General features: G+C 61.4%; 15 protein-coding genes. 8 read left to right on the top strand and 7 right to left on the bottom strand.

The annotated features are described in order from the left end of the window. Positions 1–141: 141 nt before the first annotated feature. Genes ACFOZ5_RS06935 through ACFOZ5_RS06925 form a run of 3 tightly spaced genes read left to right on the top strand, consistent with a single transcriptional unit; the run spans position 142 to position 4,528 of the window. Entirely contained in the window at positions 142–2,994 is a 2,853-nt protein-coding gene (locus tag ACFOZ5_RS06935; RefSeq protein ID WP_379886288.1) for a valine--tRNA ligase, read from the top strand. 1 nt (position 2,995) lies between these two features. After that, on the top strand, positions 2,996–3,955 hold the full coding sequence (locus tag ACFOZ5_RS06930; protein ID WP_379886287.1) for a ketopantoate reductase family protein: 960 nt from the start codon (positions 2,996–2,998) through the stop codon (positions 3,953–3,955). 15 nt (positions 3,956–3,970) lie between these two features. After that, a complete protein-coding gene (locus ACFOZ5_RS06925; protein ID WP_379886286.1) occupies positions 3,971–4,528 on the top strand; it encodes a cob(I)yrinic acid a,c-diamide adenosyltransferase in 558 nt (185 codons plus the stop codon). On the opposite strand, the gene ampD is transcribed toward ACFOZ5_RS06925, so the two are convergent. Then, positions 4,529–5,107: a 1,6-anhydro-N-acetylmuramyl-L-alanine amidase AmpD gene (gene ampD, locus ACFOZ5_RS06920; protein ID WP_379886285.1), complete on the bottom strand. Its 579-nt coding sequence runs from the start codon at positions 5,105–5,107 to the stop codon at positions 4,529–4,531. Positions 5,108–5,224: 117 nt separating this feature from the next. Further along, a complete protein-coding gene (locus ACFOZ5_RS06915) occupies positions 5,225–7,588 on the bottom strand; it encodes a DUF1631 domain-containing protein (RefSeq protein WP_379886284.1) in 2,364 nt (787 codons plus the stop codon). Positions 7,589–7,879: 291 nt separating this feature from the next. Here ACFOZ5_RS06915 and nadC point away from each other — a divergent pair, with 291 nt between their 5' ends. Beyond that, positions 7,880–8,749, top strand: a complete 870-nt coding sequence (gene nadC / locus ACFOZ5_RS06910) for a carboxylating nicotinate-nucleotide diphosphorylase (RefSeq protein WP_379886283.1) — start codon at positions 7,880–7,882, stop codon at positions 8,747–8,749. A 51-nt stretch (positions 8,750–8,800) separates the two neighbouring features. Further along, positions 8,801–10,882 carry a putative bifunctional diguanylate cyclase/phosphodiesterase gene (locus ACFOZ5_RS06905; RefSeq protein ID WP_379886282.1) on the top strand — a complete coding sequence of 694 codons (2,082 nt, stop codon included), beginning with the start codon at positions 8,801–8,803 and terminating at the stop codon, positions 10,880–10,882. On the opposite strand, the gene ACFOZ5_RS06900 is transcribed toward ACFOZ5_RS06905, so the two are convergent. Genes ACFOZ5_RS06900 through ACFOZ5_RS06885 form a run of 4 tightly spaced genes read right to left on the bottom strand, consistent with a single transcriptional unit; the run spans position 10,869 to position 13,700 of the window. Beyond that, positions 10,869–11,204, bottom strand: coding sequence for a YqcC family protein (locus ACFOZ5_RS06900; protein WP_379886281.1), 336 nt, complete (start codon positions 11,202–11,204; stop codon positions 10,869–10,871). The genes ACFOZ5_RS06905 and ACFOZ5_RS06900 overlap by 14 nt on opposite strands. Positions 11,205–11,262: 58 nt before the next feature. Next, complete coding sequence (hda, locus tag ACFOZ5_RS06895) at positions 11,263–11,958, bottom strand: DnaA regulatory inactivator Hda (RefSeq protein WP_379886280.1); 696 nt, start codon at positions 11,956–11,958, stop codon at positions 11,263–11,265. Beyond that, complete coding sequence (locus tag ACFOZ5_RS06890) at positions 11,955–12,512, bottom strand: CDP-alcohol phosphatidyltransferase family protein (RefSeq protein WP_379886279.1); 558 nt, start codon at positions 12,510–12,512, stop codon at positions 11,955–11,957. The genes hda and ACFOZ5_RS06890 overlap by 4 nt, the downstream gene beginning before the upstream one ends. A gap of 24 nt (positions 12,513–12,536) precedes the next feature. Beyond that, positions 12,537–13,700 (bottom strand): DUF2066 domain-containing protein, encoded by a 1,164-nt coding sequence (locus ACFOZ5_RS06885; RefSeq protein ID WP_379886278.1) that lies wholly within the window; start codon positions 13,698–13,700, stop codon positions 12,537–12,539. 219 nt (positions 13,701–13,919) lie between these two features. On the opposite strand from ACFOZ5_RS06885, the gene purM reads away from it, so the two are divergent. The 3 genes from purM (at position 13,920) to ACFOZ5_RS06870 (ending at position 16,493) form a co-directional block, all read left to right on the top strand. After that, on the top strand, positions 13,920–14,981 hold the full coding sequence (gene purM / locus ACFOZ5_RS06880) for a phosphoribosylformylglycinamidine cyclo-ligase (protein ID WP_379886277.1): 1,062 nt from the start codon (positions 13,920–13,922) through the stop codon (positions 14,979–14,981). 5 nt (positions 14,982–14,986) lie between these two features. Then, positions 14,987–15,652, top strand: a complete 666-nt coding sequence (purN, locus tag ACFOZ5_RS06875) for a phosphoribosylglycinamide formyltransferase (RefSeq protein ID WP_379886276.1) — start codon at positions 14,987–14,989, stop codon at positions 15,650–15,652. A 91-nt stretch (positions 15,653–15,743) separates the two neighbouring features. After that, positions 15,744–16,493 carry a DUF3108 domain-containing protein gene (locus tag ACFOZ5_RS06870; protein ID WP_379886275.1) on the top strand — a complete coding sequence of 250 codons (750 nt, stop codon included), beginning with the start codon at positions 15,744–15,746 and terminating at the stop codon, positions 16,491–16,493. Here the strand turns inward: ACFOZ5_RS06870 and ACFOZ5_RS06865 are convergent. Next, a complete protein-coding gene (locus ACFOZ5_RS06865; protein ID WP_379886274.1) occupies positions 16,457–17,752 on the bottom strand; it encodes a valine--pyruvate transaminase in 1,296 nt (431 codons plus the stop codon). The two genes, ACFOZ5_RS06870 and ACFOZ5_RS06865, sit on opposite strands and share 37 nt — an antisense overlap. Between the last annotated feature and the right edge of the window lie 5 nt (positions 17,753–17,757).

Here is a 17,757-nt window from a genome sequence, read left to right as displayed (position 1 = left end):
GATTGTTTTCCGGGACACCCCCGCAAACTACGTCACCATATATCAACCGCCATCCATTCGCCGCAACACCAGTGACCATGTATAATCGAGGCCTTTCATTTTTCCCTTGCGAATCAACCAGACGGTCACCAGACAATACCCATGGAAAAAACCTACCAGCCAGAAAACATCGAGCGCCAGTGGTACAAAAACTGGGAAGCCAAAGGGTACTTCCGCCCCAGCGGTGAAGGGCAGTCCTACAGTATCGCCATCCCCCCGCCCAATGTAACCGGCAGCCTGCACATGGGCCACGCTTTCCAGCACACCATCATGGACACCCTCACCCGCTTCAAACGCATGCAGGGCCGAAATGCCCTGTGGACGGTGGGCACCGACCATGCCGGTATCGCCACCCAGATGGTGGTGGAGCGCAAACTGGCCAGCGAGGAGGATAAAACCCGCCACGACCTGGGTCGTGAAGCGTTTATCAAGCGCATCTGGGACTGGAAGGAACAATCCGGCGGCACCATCACCGGCCAGATGCGGCGCCTCGGCACCTCCGTGGACTGGAGTAACGAACGCTTCACCATGGACGACGGTTTCTACAGGGCCGTGCAGGAAGTGTTTGTGCGCCTTCATGATGAAGGTCTGGTGTACCGCGGCAAACGGCTGGTGAACTGGGACCCGAAACTGCACACCGCCATCTCCGACCTCGAGGTGGAGAACAAGGAAGAGAAGGGCCTGTTCTGGCACCTGCGTTACCCGCTGGCCGATGGCGAAAAGACCGAAGACGGCAAGGACTACGTGGTGGTGGCCACCACCCGTCCGGAGACCATGCTGGGCGACACCGCCGTGGCCGTGCACCCGGACGACGAACGCTACGAGCACCTGGTGGGCAAGCATGTGATGCTGCCGCTGGTGAACCGCCGCATCCCCATTGTGGCGGACCAGCACGCCGACCCGGAGAAAGGCTCCGGTTGTGTGAAAATCACCCCGGCCCATGACTTCAATGACTACGCGGTGGGCAAGCGCAACAACCTGCCCCTGATGAACGTCATGACCCAGGAGGCTCACATCCGTTCCGTGGCGGAAGTGTTCAACGCTGACGGCACCGAGAACACCGAACTGGACGGCACCATGCCCGAGGCCTATGCCGGCCTGACCCGTGAAGACGCCCGCAAGCAGATCGTGGCCGACATGGAAGCCGCCGGTCTGGTGGAGCAGGTGGAAGACCATGTCCTGAGCGTGCCCCGCGGTGACCGCTCAGGCCTGATCATTGAGCCCATGCTCACCGACCAGTGGTTCGTTGACGCCAAGACCCTGGCCAAACCCGCTATCGAGGCGGTGGAAGACGGTCGCATCCAGTTCGTACCCAAACAGTACGAGAACATGTACTTCGCCTGGATGCGGGATATCCAGGAATGGTGCGTTTCCCGCCAGCTGTGGTGGGGCCACCGTATTCCCGCCTGGTACGACAATGACGGCAACATCTATGTGGGCCGGGACGAGGCTGACGTTCGCCGGAAGCACAGCCTCGCCGACGACCTGGAACTGCGCCAGGACGAAGACGTGCTGGACACCTGGTTCAGCTCCGCCCTGTGGACCTTTGGCACCCTGGGCTGGCCGGAAATCACCGAACGCCTGAAAACCTTCCACCCCACCGACGTGCTGGTCACCGGCTTCGACATCATCTTCTTCTGGGTCGCCCGCATGATCATGATGACCATGCACTTTATGAAGAATGAAGACGGCACCCCCCAGGTGCCTTTCAATACTGTCTATGTGACTGGCCTGATCCGGGACGAACACGGCGACAAGATGTCCAAGTCCAAGGGCAATGTTATCGACCCCCTGGACATGATCGACGGCATCGGCCTGGACGACCTGCTGGACAAGCGCACCGGCAACCTGATGCAGCCCAAACTGGCCGAGAAGATCAGCAAGCGTACGAAGAAGGAATTCCCGGAGGGCATCTCCGCCCATGGTACCGACGCCCTGCGCTTCACCCTGGCGGCCATGGCCACCACCGGCCGCGACATCAACTGGGACATGAAGCGCCTGGAAGGCTACCGCAACTTCTGCAACAAGCTGTGGAATGCCGCCCGCTACGTGCTGATGAACACCGAAGGCGAGGACTGCGGGGTCAATGACGAGCCGGTGGAACTGTCCCTGGCGGACCGCTGGATCATCAGTGAACTGCAGAACTGCGAGCAGGACGTGATCCGCCACCTGGATCAGTACCGTTTCGACCTGGCGGCCTACGCCCTGTACGAGTTCATCTGGAACGAATACTGCGACTGGTACCTGGAACTGTCCAAGCCGGCGCTGAACGACGATAGCGCCAGTGCCGAAGCCAAGCGGGGCACCCGCCGTACCCTCGTCCGGGTGCTGGAGGCCGTGCTGCGGCTGGCCCACCCGATCATGCCATTCATCACCGAGGAAATCTGGCAGCGCATCGCGCCCCTGGCCGGCAAGAGCGGCGACAGCATCATGCTGCAGCCCTTCCCGGAACCGGACAGCAGCAAGCAGGACGCCACCGTTGCCAAAGACATTGAGTGGCTCAAAGGCGTGATCGTGGCGGTGCGCAATATCCGCGGCGAGATGAACATCTCCCCGGCGAAACAGATTCCGGTACTGCTGCGCGGACAGGACGACGAAGACCGCCGACGCATGGACGACAACAGCCAGTTCCTGATGTCCCTGGCCAAGCTGGAGAAACTGGAGTGGTTCGAGGGCGACAAGGCCCCCATGTCCGCGACCCAGCTGGTCGGAGAGATGGAAGTACTGGTGCCCATGGCCGGCCTGATCGACAAGGATGCTGAACTCAAGCGCCTGGACAAGGAACTGGAGCGCCTGCAGAAAGAGATCGGCCGCCTGGAAGGCAAGCTGGGCAACGAAAAGTTCACCGCCAAGGCGCCGCCCGAGGTGGTGGAAAAGGAGCAGGAAAAACTGAGGGATGCCCAGGGCAGCCAGAGGCGCCTGAGCGAGCAGCGTGCCGAGATCGAGGCCATATAGGATGCCCTCCTCGAGGACATCGTCCAATCCCTCCCAGTCCGGCCTCGAGGATGACCGTATTGCCATCCTCGGAGCCGGTGCCCTGGGACGCCTGTGGGCCGCCTACCTGCCGGCGGGAACCACCGGATTTGTACCCCGGAACGCGTCGGCACCCTCCTCGTTCAAACTCAATTACCACCTGGAAGATGACAACGGGCGGGAACACGCCATCGTAAGGCCGTGGCTGACTGGCCTTTCCGGTACCACGTTGCTGCTGGCGACCACCAAGGCGGGAGATACCCTCGACGCGCTGGCGGATATCATCGACCAACTGCCCGACACCTGCCCCATCGTGCTGTTCCAGAATGGCCTTGGCAGTCAGCAGGCGGTAGCGGAGCGGTGGCCCTGGCGCCCTATACTGGCTGCCAGCACCACTGAGGCGGCCAACCGTCCGGCACCGGATCGGGTGGTGCATGCGGCCCGTGGCCACACCTGGGTCGGCGCCCTGACAGACTCGGCCGCAGGCCTCACGGCCACGGTGATCCGTCAGCTATCCCGCTCAGGCCTGGAAGTTCGCGGGGAAGCCCGCATTCTGGAAAGGCTCTGGGGCAAACTCGCCGTGAACGCCGGCATTAACCCCTTTACAGCGATTCTGGACTGCCGCAATGGCGACATACTGGAATCTTCCCTGTTCCTGGACCACATCGACGCCCTGTGTGAAGAGCTGGCCAGGCTGATCACGGCAGAAGGCCTGCCGGCGCATTCGCCCCGGGAACTGCGGGACGACATCGAGCGGGTTGCCAGGAATACATCCGCCAATACCTCCTCCATGCGCGGCGACTTCCAGGGCGGTCGCGCGACCGAGATCGATTACATTAACGGCCACGTAGCGAGGCGTTCCCGGGAACTGGGTCTGGATGCACCAGTGAACCAGATGCTGACGGATCGAGTAAAAGCTCTGGCACCCCATCAAGACTTGTAAACGGAGCTTCCGACCATGGGCAACCGACTGTCAAAGATCTACACCCGCACCGGTGACGACGGCTCCACCGGCCTGGCCGATGGCAACCGCATTGCCAAGAACGCACAGCGCGTCGAAGCCATGGGCACGGCCGACGAGCTCAATTGCCATATTGGACTGCTGGTCGAGCAGCTGGAAGGTGAAGAGGCGATTGCCGAAGCCATGCGCCGCATCCAGCACCACCTGTTCGACCTGGGTGGCGAGTTCGCCATACCCGGCAGTCAGGTGATTGGCGAGCAGCACATCCACTGGCTGGAAGAGACCCTGGACCATTTCAATGCCGACCTGCCCGCCCTCAAGAATTTCATCCTGCCCGGCGGATCAATGGCGGCAGCCCAATGCCATATGGCCCGGGCGGTATGCCGACGGGCGGAACGGGTAGTGGTGGCCCTGAGCCACGAGGATTCCATCAACCCTGACGCCCGCCATTACCTGAACCGGCTGTCGGACCTGCTGTTCGTGGTAGCCAGGGTGCTGGCCAGGCGCGATGGTGGCGATGAGGTGCTCTGGGAGCAACACCGCTCGGGTATCTGATCAGCCGGCGAGCAATCGGCGAAAATAACACCAGTCAAAAGCCGGGCCGGGATCCGTCTTGCGCCCAGGCGCAATATCGCTGTGGCCGGCAATACGGTCTTCCGTGATGGCGGGCCAAGCAGCCATGATGTCACGGGTAACCTCGGCCAGCTTCCGGTACTGCTCCTCGGTATAGGGAATCTGGTCCGCCCCCTCCAGCTCGATGCCAACGGCGTAGTCGTTACACTCTTCCCGGCCGCAGAACACCGACCGCCCCGCATGCCAGGCCCGGTCCCGCAAACTGACAAACTGCAGCAGTTCGCCGTCACGGCGAATGAGCAGGTGGGATGACACCTTCATGCCGCCGATTTCCTCGAAGTACGGGTGGGCTGACGTGTCCAGCCGGTTGCAGAAGAAGTCCTCGATGTGCGACCCACCGAACTGCTCTGGCGGCAGACTGATGTTATGGACCACCACCAGGGAGACATCGTCCGCATCCGGACGTGGTCCGAAATTGGGGGACGGACACCAGCGGGCCGTGGGAAGTCGGCCGGATTGTCTCAGTGCAGAGGAAAAGCGGGGAGATTCGGGTTCAGACACGGGGTTCCTGCAAGTTGGTTCGGTTTCGGAACCCGAATTGAATCATAAAGGTCACGCCGGGGCGAGTGGACTGTCACCTGATGTCCCGTGTGGCCAATTCACTGGCCGCACGGGACACTAGTCCCGGCGGTTGTGGCGAAGATTGTCGATGATCGATTCCAGCGCCCGGTCGAAGATCAGGCCGTCATCCAGAAGCGTAATTTTGCCTTCTGACAGGGTCTGGGCGAGCTCGCTCTGAAGGTACTCAGCCACCTTCGCGCCGTTACGGTTGACGAAGATATACTTGCCGGTAGCCCGGATGATCGCCGCCAGCTTGCAACGCAGGCGGCCATTGTCCCGGGGCATCTCCACCCAGCAGCCAACCCGCAGGCCGGCAGCCTTTTCCATCCACACCGGATCGGCTTCCGGAGCTGAGGGGGCTGGTTCGGCTGTCGCCGGTTCGCTGGATTCCGGGGCAGCAGCGGGCTCCGGGGCTGGCTCGGTTTTCTCCTTTGGCTCGGGCTCGGGCTGCCGTGTTTGCGGTGCAGCAGCACGGGCCTCAGGCTCAGGCTTGGGCTCCGTCCGGTTGGTGGCCGGAACGGGCTCAGCAGCGAGCTCATCCGCCGGACCGGCGGGTAGCGGCTCTTCTTCCCTGACCTTGTTGGGGCGTGTGATCAGGCCCTGCAGGACATCAACATGGGCCAGCTCGAGGTCGCGGACAGCGGCATCAATAGCGAACGGGTCCCAGGAAATTTCGTGGAGCCCGCTACGCAGGGCATCGGTAACGCCCGGAATGGCCTTCAGCAAATCGTCGCGGGTGGTATCCTCCACCGGTTGCGGGTCCAGGCTCCAGGCCAGCCTGATGGTCAGGTCGGTTGCCTCCTGCCAGGCAGCGGACTTCTCTCCTTCCCGCAAAAATACCCATTCCAGGTACTTGCGCCAGGGCTCGCTCACAATCGCCCGCGCTTTTTCCGGCAGTTCATAGGTTTCCAGCAGCCCATTGAGCAGGACACTGATCTTCTCCCGGGCCAGCTCGTGCCGTGCCCGGCCTTCTTCCGCATCCCTCAGTCGCTGCTCCACCAGGTCACGGCGACGACGGTCCAGATCCATGAAGTGCTGGAAGTCCTTGAGCAGCTCATCAAACAGGCTCACGTTGTCGGTAAACTCGTTCAACAACCGATCAACGACACCCTCAACCTTCTCCCTTAACGGGTCTCGCTGGTTATCGCCACGGGGCGTCCAGCCGATGCCGGCCATGGCCAGCTCATTCAGAAGCTTACGGGCCGGGTGACCGCCACGGTTGAAGAAGCTACGATCAAGCAGCGCCACCTTGAGCACAGGGATCTGCAGACGCCCGATCAGCATTTTCATCACCGGGGGCAACTGCCGGTCATCCAGAATGAATTCGAACAGCATGGCCACCAGGTTAATGACATCACCATCGACCTGGTTGACCGGCAGGCTCCGGGCCGAGCCCCGGTTCAGTGCCCGCCCCAGCAACTGGGAAAGGGGGACCACCTGTCCGTTCTCGCTGGTCATGGTGGAGGCCTGGAGACCTCCCAACTGGTTCATCAGGTCACTGGTGTTCAGTGCCACCGAACCGTCAGACTCGCCGTATGCGCCACCAGCCCTGTCGGGCTGACCAGTGTCGTTGCCGTGGAGTAGCGCGGTAAGTTCGGAAAAGGTTACCGAGGACTGCCCGTCAGAGCTTTCAGCACCCGGCGCGCCAGTCCCGGTCGTTGGCCCAGTGGCTCCACCAGTACCGGTGGGGGGAACCGGGCGTCTTGGTGTGCCCTGATTCTCCCGGGTTCCGGCGGGCGGCCGCTTGAGGTCCGGCAGCACACCTTCGGCAACCAGCAAGCGGTTCGCATCCTGGTAGAGCGCGCTCAGGCGATCCAGCAACAGGCGATCGAACAGCTTGATGACCACCAGACGCGCGCGAATGTCGATGTCGAGCTCGCCACTGGCCTCACCCAGACCGGTACAGATCACTTCAGGACTCAGGGGCATCTGACGGGCAGCAAGCTCCCGGTGGCCGGAGACGTGGGCAATACGGACGCTCAACAGGCGAACCTGTTCGGCATACCGGGTAGCCAGTTTGTTGATCAGGCTTTCGATGGCCACCTTCTGTTCCAGCTCGCTGTCATCGAGCAGAGTCAGGGAGTCCTGGTCCACGTCCTCCAGACCACGGCTGCGGGGCATGGGGTCAAACCGGCCGATCTCGTTAAACGCCCTTCCCACCCAGTTGAGAATGCTCTTGGTCATGGCCTTACGGCGCAGACGTAGCTCCCTCATGGCATCAAAATAGGCAATCTGGTCCTGATTCGAACCAGCGCGATCCGCCATGCCGAAAAGCACGTCATCAGCACTGTCGAAAAACTCCGACATGACTGTGCCCAGGGATCGTGCAGAGGCGTCCCTCAGACGAATCAACGCAGGGGGTAACTCAATGCGCGGTCCCTGCGCCTCTCTGAGACTGACTACCTTGCTTTCCTGTGCCATGACTTCCGGCCCCGTTTAACATTGATTTACACTTCACTGACTATCATATGCCTTAGACCCGTCAATATGTGTCAGTTTTTGTCACCGTTTGTGAACAAGGGAACACCATCACATTTCCATCACACTGCACCGTATTTTCGGTGCGCGGGGTGATCCAGACAGTCGCCTTTCGGTAAAAACTGACGTAAAACGTCACCCCATGATGCAATCGGAGAACTGGCTGGGTGTTTCCAGTAACACGCCCTGTCGATACAATCACCGGCCTTATTCCACTGACCGGAAACCTTTGACATGACGCCCCTGTCCGATGAGCTTTTGCGCCAATCCCGTATTGAGTCCGTTGCCCAGAGTCTGAGAGAAGATATCGGTACGGGTGACATTACCGCCGCCCTGATTCCGGAAGGCCGGAGAGCAAGGGCCCGGGTCATTACGCGGGTACCGGCGGTCATCGCCGGGCAGTCATGGGTGGATGAAGTGTTCCGCCAGCTCGACCCTTCGGTCACCGTGACCTGGGAAGTGGCTGACGGGCAGCAGGTGTCCGCGAACCAGACGCTCTTTACCTGCGATGGGCCGGCAAGAAGCCTGCTGACCGGAGAGCGGTCTGCCCTGAACTGGCTACAGACCCTGTCCGGTGTCGCCACCCGGTGCCGACAGTTTGCGGACCAGGTGGCTCATACCAGCGTGCAACTGCTGGACACACGCAAGACACTGCCAGGCATGCGCCTTGCGGAAAAGTACGCAGTGACCTGCGGGGGCTGCTATAACCACCGCATAGGACTTTGGGACGCATTCCTGATCAAGGAGAACCACATTGCCGCCTGTGGTTCCATTGCGGAAGCAGTCCGTCAGGCGCGGCAGATCGCCCCCGGGCGGCCGGTGGAAGTGGAAACGGAAAATATGGACGAACTACAGCAGGCACTGAAGGCGGGCGCCGATATCGTGATGCTGGATGAGTTTTCGCTGGAAGACATGAGAGCCGCTGTCAACCTGGTCGCAGGAGCGTGTCGCCTGGAAGCGTCCGGCGGCATCAACCGGGATACCCTGGTACCGATAGCAGAAACCGGTGTCGACTATATATCCATAGGGACACTGACCAAGGATGTGGAAGCCATCGATTTATCCATGAGGCTTCACGTTCAAGCCAGCCCTGATCCGGGCTGACTTCAATCGATGATCGGGCCGGCCCAAAAAGCCGGACAAAGGTAGGGATACGTGGACAAATCCGGGAATGCACGAACGCGGGACCGCTGGTTGCCCATTCTGGCAGACAGCCTCGTCAGCCTGGTGATTCTGGCGCTGGCTCTCAGCCCGCTGATGCTACTGACCGCACCCAAGGTGCCCATTGAAGAGGGCACCCTGCTGCAGTTTCTGTGGTCCGCCGGGCCCGCCATGCTGGTGCTGGCAGGCACGTTTGTGTACGTGCGGGCGCTACTGCGGGAGCGCCGTCGGATAGAATTCCGGCTGGAAGAAGTGGTGGAGGACCGCACCCGGGAGCTGCAGGCCATTAACCAGGAACTCCGGGACGAGATTTTCGTACGGCAGCAGGCCGAACGCTCCTTCCGGCGGTCATCCCGGCATTTCAGGGCGCTGTTTGACACCGCTGCCACCCCCATCATGCTGATCGATGCCACCTTCCGCATTCGCCAGTGGAACGCCTCCTCCGAGGCGCTGTTCGGTTACAGCCGCGACGAAGCCGTGGGCCGCAACCTGGTTGAGACCTTTATCCCGGAGGAATACCGGGATGAGATGAGCTGGAAAATCCTGAAGACCCTGGGTTCCGGCCACAATACCCAGGAAACCCTGGAAACCGGGATTCAGGGCTATGATGGCACAGATCACATTGTCCTCTGGAATCTGAACCTGCTGCAGGACGAGGAAGAAGACCGCCAACAGCTCATCCTGATCGGGCAGAACATTTCCGAAATACGCAAGACCCAGGATCAGCTGCACTACCTGGCCCATTTTGATGTGCTCACCGGCACCGCCAACCGGCGGCTGTTCGAGGACCGTTGCCGTCGGGCCCTGGCCAGCGCCAGTCGCCATGGCCACAACTGCGCCCTCATCAGCCTCGATGTCGACCACTTCAAGCGCATCAACGACACTCTGGGCCACGATGCCGGCGACACCCTGCTCAAGTCCCTGGCGCAACGGCTGAAGGACAATGTCCGGGAGGAAGATACCATCGCCCGCCTTGGTGGCGATGAATTTGCGGTACTGCTTCATCACGTGGCCGGTGCGGAAGGGTCTGAAAAGGTGGCCAGGGGCATTCTGGAAGCCATCACCGAGCCGGTATCGGTTCCCGGTGGAGAGCTTGTGATCACCTCCAGCATCGGTATCACGGTGGCACCTGACGACGGCTGCAGCTACGAACAGTTGCTGAAGAATGCCGACATGGCCATGTACCGGGCCAAGAAAGCCGGCCGAAACAATATCCAGTTCTTCAGCGAAGACATGAACCATGACATGCAGCGGCAGATGTCCCTGGAGCAGGAACTTCGCGCCGGCATCCGCGCCGGCGAACTGGCCCTGCACTACCAGCCGGTGCTGGATGTCCGCACGGGACGGGTGGTGGGGCTGGAAAGCCTGCTGCGCTGGCACCACCCCGGTCGTGGTCTGCTGACTCCGGGGGACTTCCTGGAAGTGGCGGAACAGAGCGGGCAGCTCCAGGCCATCGGTGAATGGATCTGCAACAATGCCTGCCTCCAGGCCCGTGCCATCCAGGCCATGAGCGGGACGCCGGTGCGCATCAGCATCAACCTGTCATCCCGCCAGTACAATCACCCCCACCTGGCAGCGGAACTGCAGCGCACCATTGCCGATACCAATCTCGACCCTGCCCTGCTGATGGTGGAGATCGACGAACGCATCCTCTCGGATCGTCTTGATGAAACCTCGGCGGTGCTGCACAAACTCAAGGAGGTGGGTATCGGGCTGACCCTGGATCGGTTCGGCAGCGGGCTGTCATCGCTGACGCTGCTGAGAGAGCTACCCTTCGACCAGGTCAAGATTGACCCGGCCCTGTTGCGCCGGGCGCCGGAGGATGAAAATACCGCCGCTATCACCCATACGCTGATCAGCCTGGCGCGGCAGTTGTCGCTCACCGTGGCAGCCGCCGGCGTGGAGACCGAGGATCAGGATCGTTTCCTGCGACAATCGGGCTGCCATCTGCTGCAGGGGCACCGCTTCAGCCCACCGGTGTCCAGCGACGAGCTTGCCGACCTGTTCGAGGACGTACGTGAAGGACGTGAGCTACTGCCTGATCTGCCGGGTAATGGCGCACTCAGGAATCGCTGAGCAGCTCGTCAATCGCTTCGAGTTCACGCAGCAGAGCGTCGCCGGGTTCCGGGCGCGAACGGAAATGCTCTTCCGCCATGGGCGCAATGCCGGAAACGCTGGGCAACCCATGCCCCTGCTCCACAATGAACCTCATCCGCTCCAGGAATACGAACTGTAGCCATTCCGTAAACTCAAGGGTATCAATGCAGAACGGCTGATTACTGGCGAGTGCATTCTCCGAGGGCGGCTCCCCGGACCACACTTCGATACGACGCATTTCGATCTCGATGCCCAGAAGGCGGTCGGCCACTTCGGAATACAGTTCCGGGGATGCGCTCATGGGGAGGATTTCCTCTCTTGAAAACGGTGGTGCAAATCAGGGTGAATAAACGCTGATATTACCATCCCATCACGGACTTCACGAAGGGGATGGTCAGGCGCCGCTGGGCCTGAAGCGAGTTCTCATCGAGCTGGTCGAGTATGGACAGCAGCGCACCCAATCGCCGGGACGACCGACGCATGATGAAACCAGCCACCTCACTGCTCAACACCAGGCCCCGCTGCTCGGCACGGGCCTGGAGGATAACCACGCGGTCGTCATCCCGGTAGGTGCCGAGCTGGACCAACAACCCCTCCTGGAAGCGGGAGCGCAAATCCGCCAGGGTGAACCCATGGGCGGCCGGCGTATCGTTCAGGGTGATCATCACCTGATGGCCCAGATCCCTGGCCCGGTTATAGAGGTGAAACAGGGCCTCTTCCCACTCGGGCACGCCAATAACCAGATGCACATCGTCGAGCGCTATCAGCTCCATGGCTTCAATGCCCGCCAATGCCTGCGGCCCCAGCTCCCGCAACTCGGCAAGACTGAAACACGCGGCACTGTGGCCGGTACTCTCGTAATCGTGGCACGCCGCCTGTAACAGGTGACTCTTGCCGGTATCCTCGTCACCACAGATAACCAGGAGCGGGTGTGCGGGATCCCCACAGGCCGCCCGAATAAGCGACGCTGCCGCAGCATTACGCTCACCGTGGAAGTTGGCCCAGCGAGCATCGTCACGCAGGCGCACCCCCAACGTCAGCTGTGTGCCGCTCATGATGGCCTGCTGCGCAAAGCTCGCAGCCCCCACAGCCCCACATAGTGCACCCCGCTGATCACAGCCATGCCCGCCACTGTCGCAACGGCAATGTCATGGGTCCGGGCAGGCAGAGGGAAGCCTGCCTCGGCCAGCATCACTGCCAGGACCGCGAGAATCTGCACCAGGGTGTTGAGCTTGCCTAATATACTGGGCTGGACGTCAAATGGTCCTATCAGACGATGAAACACCAACCCCCCTGCCACAATCACGAGATCACGCCCCAGAACCAACAGAAACAACCAGATGGGAAGGACACCGGTAACGCTCAGCATCAGGTAGGCCACGACCAGCAGCAGCTTGTCGGCCAGGGGGTCGGCAATGGCGCCCAGCCGGCTTTTCCAACCGAACATCCTCGCCAGCAGACCATCCAGGCCATCGGTGGCCGCCGCCACGAAGAAAAGCACCAGAGCGGAACGGTAGTGGTCGTTTGCCAGGCTCCAGGCGAACGGCAGCACCAGCAAAATACGCAGCAAGGTCAGTCCATTGGGTATCCACCGCCAGCGATTCAACATCGGGTCCCTCTTCCTGACACCGGTTTATTGGCCGTTCGCCCCTGAAGGCGCGATAACCGATTCCTGCCAACGGTAGACCAGAGTCTGCGCAACGGTCTCGAAGCTGCCTTCCCCGGCACCATTCTGCTGCCCGCCGGCAGTATCGGATGGGTCACCGCTCAGCATCCGGAAGCGATCGTCCAGGGAGATGTTCTGCCGGAGCTGGGCAACTTCTCCGCTATGCTCGACCCGAAAGACCAGTCGCTCGCGGGATACGCTCATGGCCCCCACAGACTTAACGGGGTTCAGCTGCGACAGGGCGCGCTTGACCGCGGCATAGTCAGAGGGTGAACGCACGCCCTCCACGACCAGACGAACATAGGGCCCGGTATTGATGGCACCACCGGTAACCGCATAGCGTGAAGCGAGCTCCTCCGTCCAGGCATCCACCAGGGCGCCGGCAAGCGCTTCCGGGCTGTCAGCGGATACGGACCGGGACTGCTCAATCCCCCGCCCCTTGTAAAGCCAGTTGGCCTGCCAGCTGCCATTCCGGCGGCTGACACGCACCACCGCCAACAGGTCGTGATCAATACCGGACGACGCCCGGGAAACCTGATACATGAACTGGCCCCACACATCGGACAGCAGTGTACGATCAGCAGCCCGGTCTGCCGGCGGCAGCACCAGCGGCAGGCCCCGGTCACGGGCGTGGTTCCTGACAAGAGCTGACCAGCCCTGCTCCGACGACTCACCTGTCTCCACCAGCAAGCCCCGGTCGCCGCCGTCCTGCACGGCAATCCAGGCCAGCGTCAGAGGACGGTTGGCCCCCCAGACCGGAGCGCCAGCGTCGGCCAGGACCTGGTTGACAGCCCCTGGGGAAAAAGTCATCCGCAGGCGATCATCGCCGACCCGACCAGGCTCTACCTGCGAGCTTGCAAGCAGGGCTTGCGCATTCTCCAGGTGAGCCCCCACGCCTTCCCTGCTGACCACATCCCGGTCACCGGACACCCGAACCAGCACACGCTCCAGGCCGGCCTGATAGCCCTCCGCCAGTTGCGCTTCGTCCTGCCCGGAAACCGGCACCGACGCCTGGTAAAGGTCATCGACCACAACCGCCTGAGCGTCCACAGATACTGTCAGTGACCACGCCAGGGCCATCAGGACGATGCCGACGGGGTACAGAAGATTCTTTTTACACGCTACAGCCATGGCTCACCCTGCGTTGCCAGTATTCGGAGGTAGTGCCCCGCCCGGGTAATTGGTTGACCTACTGCGAATTAACCAAACGGCACACTAGGATACACCATGGTCCAGACACTGAGTAGAAGCGTCCCTGACCCAGCGTGAGGCCAATCATATTTGGAGCACTTGACGGCAACTGGTAAAATCCCGCGCTTACCAATACCGACCAACATGGCTGACCCCAACATGAGCGAACAGAAGCCCTCCCTTACCTACCGGGATGCCGGCGTGGATATCGATGCCGGCAACGACCTGGTCGACCGCATCAAGGAAACCGCAAAGCGTACCCGTCGCCCGGAAGTACTCGGAGGGCTTGGCGGCTTCGGTGCCATGGTCTCACTGCCCACCGGTTACCGCGAGCCGGTGCTGGTATCCGGTACGGATGGGGTCGGCACCAAGCTTCGCCTGGCCATGCAGCTGCAGAACCACGACACCATTGGCATCGACCTGGTAGCCATGTGCGTCAATGACCTGGTGGTCGGTGGCGCCGAGCCCCTGTTCTTCCTGGACTACTACGCCACCGGCAAGCTCAATGTCGATGTGGCCGCCACCGTGGTCGAGGGTATCGGCAAGGGCTGTGAACTGGCCGGCTGCGCGCTGGTTGGGGGTGAAACCGCGGAAATGCCGGGCATGTACGAAGGCGACGATTATGACCTGGCCGGTTTCTGTGTGGGCGTGGTGGAACGGGACGATGTTATCGACGGCACCCGGGTGCAGCCCGGCGACGCCCTGATAGCCCTGGCCTCGTCCGGCCCCCACTCCAACGGCTACTCGCTGATCCGCAAGATCCTGGACGTGGCCAACGCCGACCTGGATCAGCCCATCGGTGAAGGAACCCTGGCACAAAGCCTGATGGCGCCAACCAGAATCTATGTAAAGAACCTGCTTCAACTCATTAAAACTGTTGATGTTCGGGCCATGTCACACATCACGGGCGGCGGCCTTCCTGAGAACATTCCCAGGGTACTGCCCGACGGCACCATTGCCGCCATCGATACCGCCAGCTGGCAGCTGCCCGAAGTGTTCCAGTGGCTCAAGGACAACGGCGGCGTGGAAGACGCCGAAATGTATCGTACCTTCAACTGTGGCGTCGGCATGATTGTCTGCGTACCCGAAGAACAGAAAGACCTGGCCCTGGACACCCTGAGCGCACTGGGTGAGCACGCCTGGCAGATCGGTGCCATTGAGGCCGGGGAAGCCTCCCAGCCGGCGCGGGTACGCTACGCGCCAGGCCTGATGGAGGAATGAGCCGTATGCAGGCAGATCCGGTAGACAGGCCCCGCATCCTGGTTCTTGCGTCCGGCAGCGGTACCAACCTGCAGGCGCTGATCGAGGCCACCCGTGAACGGGATTTCCCGGGCGATATTGTCGCGGTGGGCAGCAACCGGCCCCAGGCTTTCGCCCTGGAGCGCGCGGCACAGGCAGGCATTGAAACCTTTACCGTGGATCACACCCGATACGATTCCCGGGAGGCATTTGATGCTGCCCTGCGCATGGAAATGGAGCGCTACCAGCCGGACCTGGTGGTGCTGGCAGGCTTCATGCGCATTCTGACGGAGGAGTTCGTGCGCGCTTTCCAGGGGCGTATGCTGAACGTACACCCGTCCCTGCTGCCCAGGTACCGTGGCCTGAACACCCACCAGCGGGCACTCGATGCCGGCGATGAGGTGCATGGAGTCTCCATTCACTTCGTGACGGAAGATCTCGACGGTGGTCCGGTGATTGCCCAGGCCGAGGTGCCCGTCCAGCCTGACGACACGGCTGAGACCCTGGCGGAGCGGGTGCAGACCCAGGAGCATGTGCTCTACCCCATCGTTATCCGGTGGTTCTGCGAGGGCCGCCTGCAGCTGGCCGGAAACGACAGCATCCTGTTCGACGGCACCCCGGTGCCGGACGTACTCACACTGCCTGCAGCCTGAAAGCAGCAGCGCCCCGGGTGAAGAAATGGTCATGGGAACACCGTGTTGCGAGCGCTACACTCAGGCTAACTCAGCAGTAGAGGAAACGCCTGTGACCGGACTTCAGTCCCGACCGCTCCCCGGACGACATCTGCTTGCCAGCATTGCCATGCTCCTTGGTGCCTGCACAACGGCACTTGCAGCAGAGACCGCCACGCAACATCCCGACCTGACACCGATGTCAGCCACCTATGGTGCCTCCATGGACAAGGGCCTGGCCATTGACGGTTCGGCTACACGCACCCTTGAACAACAGGCAGACGGCACCTGGCTCTACCGGTTCGATGTGGACTCGTTTATTGCCGATATCACCGAGTCCGTCACCTTTCGCTGGGAAAACGGCCATATCCGCCCCCTGGAGTACCGGTATGCACTGAAGGGCCTCATGGTGCGTGATCGCAGCCGTGCCATGAACTTCAGCTGGGCGGCCAACAGCATCAGCGGCAGTTTCGAAGGCGACAGCTTTACCATGGAGATGGCAGAAAACGCCCTCGACCCACTGGGATTCCAGTTGCAGATGCGACAGGACCTTAAGGCCGGGAAACAGGAAATGACCTATGCGGTGGCAGACGATGGGGACTTCGACCACGACCGCTTCACGGTGATCGGCGAGGAAACCCTGACAACCCCCATGGGCGAGATGGCAACGCTCAAGGTGGAAAAGGTACGGGATGAAGACAGCAAACGGGAAACCCTGATGTGGTTCGCCCCGGAACTGGACTACCTGCTGGTCCAACTGGTGCAGGTAGAGCCCGACGGCAGCCGCTACGAAGTCAATCTGGAGGACGCGGAGCTGCCCTGATGTTCCGCCCAGATGTTCCTGACCTCATCGGCAATCAGGCGCATTCCTGCGGCAACCCGGTCATCGTCCTGGGAATAGGTCACCCGGATACACTCATGACGATGCCGCCAGTCATTCTCCGGCAACCCCGGAAAAAAGTAGTGGCCGGACACCACCAGCACGCCGCGCCGCTTCAGCCGCTGGTAAAGCTCCAGGCTGGACACCGGCAGGTCGGGGAACCAAAGCCACAGGAACATCGCCCCCTCGGGCTTGTGCACATACCAGCGACAATCATCCCCCAGGGCATCGGTAAATACCTGCACGGCCCGTTTCATCTTGGCGTGATAGAAAGGACAGACCACCTCACGGCTCAGGGACAGGATCTCACCACTCTTCACCAGCGGCTCGGCCAGCATGGCACCAAAGCTGCCGGTGGCCAGGTTCATGATGGCATTGATACCTGACAGCGCCTTGATGATTTCGGGTGCGGCTATCACGATACCCGTCCGCGCTGCCGGCAGGCCCAGCTTGGACAGACTCAGGCACAGGACAATCTGCTCATTCCAGCGAGGCCGGGCATCCACATACAGCAGGCTGGGGAATGGCGTGCCATAGGCGCCGTCGACAATCAGCGGAATATCATGGCTGCGGGCAAGCTGCTCCAGGCGCGCCATTTCCTCGTCCGTCACGACATTGCCGGTGGGATTGGTGGGGCGGGAGACGCAGATGGCCCCGGTTTCTCCGGTGACTTCCACCGCATCGAAGTCCACCCGGTACTTGAACTCGTGGGCACCGGTGAAACTGATCTCGGGCTCCACCGCCCGGAACAGCTCCGGCGCGATACCGGCATCGGCATAACCGATATATTCCGGCGCCAGGGGCAACAGGATGTGCTTGTGCACACCCTCGCCAAAATCACCGCCAAACATGTTGAACAGCATGAAAAAGGCGGCCTGGCTGCCATTGGTCAGGGCGATATTCTCCTCGCCCAACTCCCAGCCATACTCCCGGTTCAGCAACGTTGCCAGTGATGCAATGAACTGCTTTTCGCCCTGAGGTGGATCATAGATCCCCACCAGTCGATTCATGGCCTCCGGGTCGCGGGTCATGTCCGTCAGGATCTCCGTCAACCGGTGCTGCATCTCCGGGACCTGCCCGGGGTTGCCGCCGCCCATCATGATCATGTCATCACCCGACGCCAGGGCGTTACCCAGGTCGTCCATAAGGGAGGTGATGCCGGCATCAGCGGTAAACTTGCGACCAAAAGCAGAGAGTTTCATGACCA

Source organism: Marinobacter lacisalsi, assembly GCF_042651045.1.
GTDB classification, from domain to species: domain Bacteria; phylum Pseudomonadota; class Gammaproteobacteria; order Pseudomonadales; family Oleiphilaceae; genus Marinobacter; species Marinobacter lacisalsi.
Note: the sequence above shows the minus strand (reverse complement) of the source record. Positions and strands in the feature narration are given on the sequence as shown.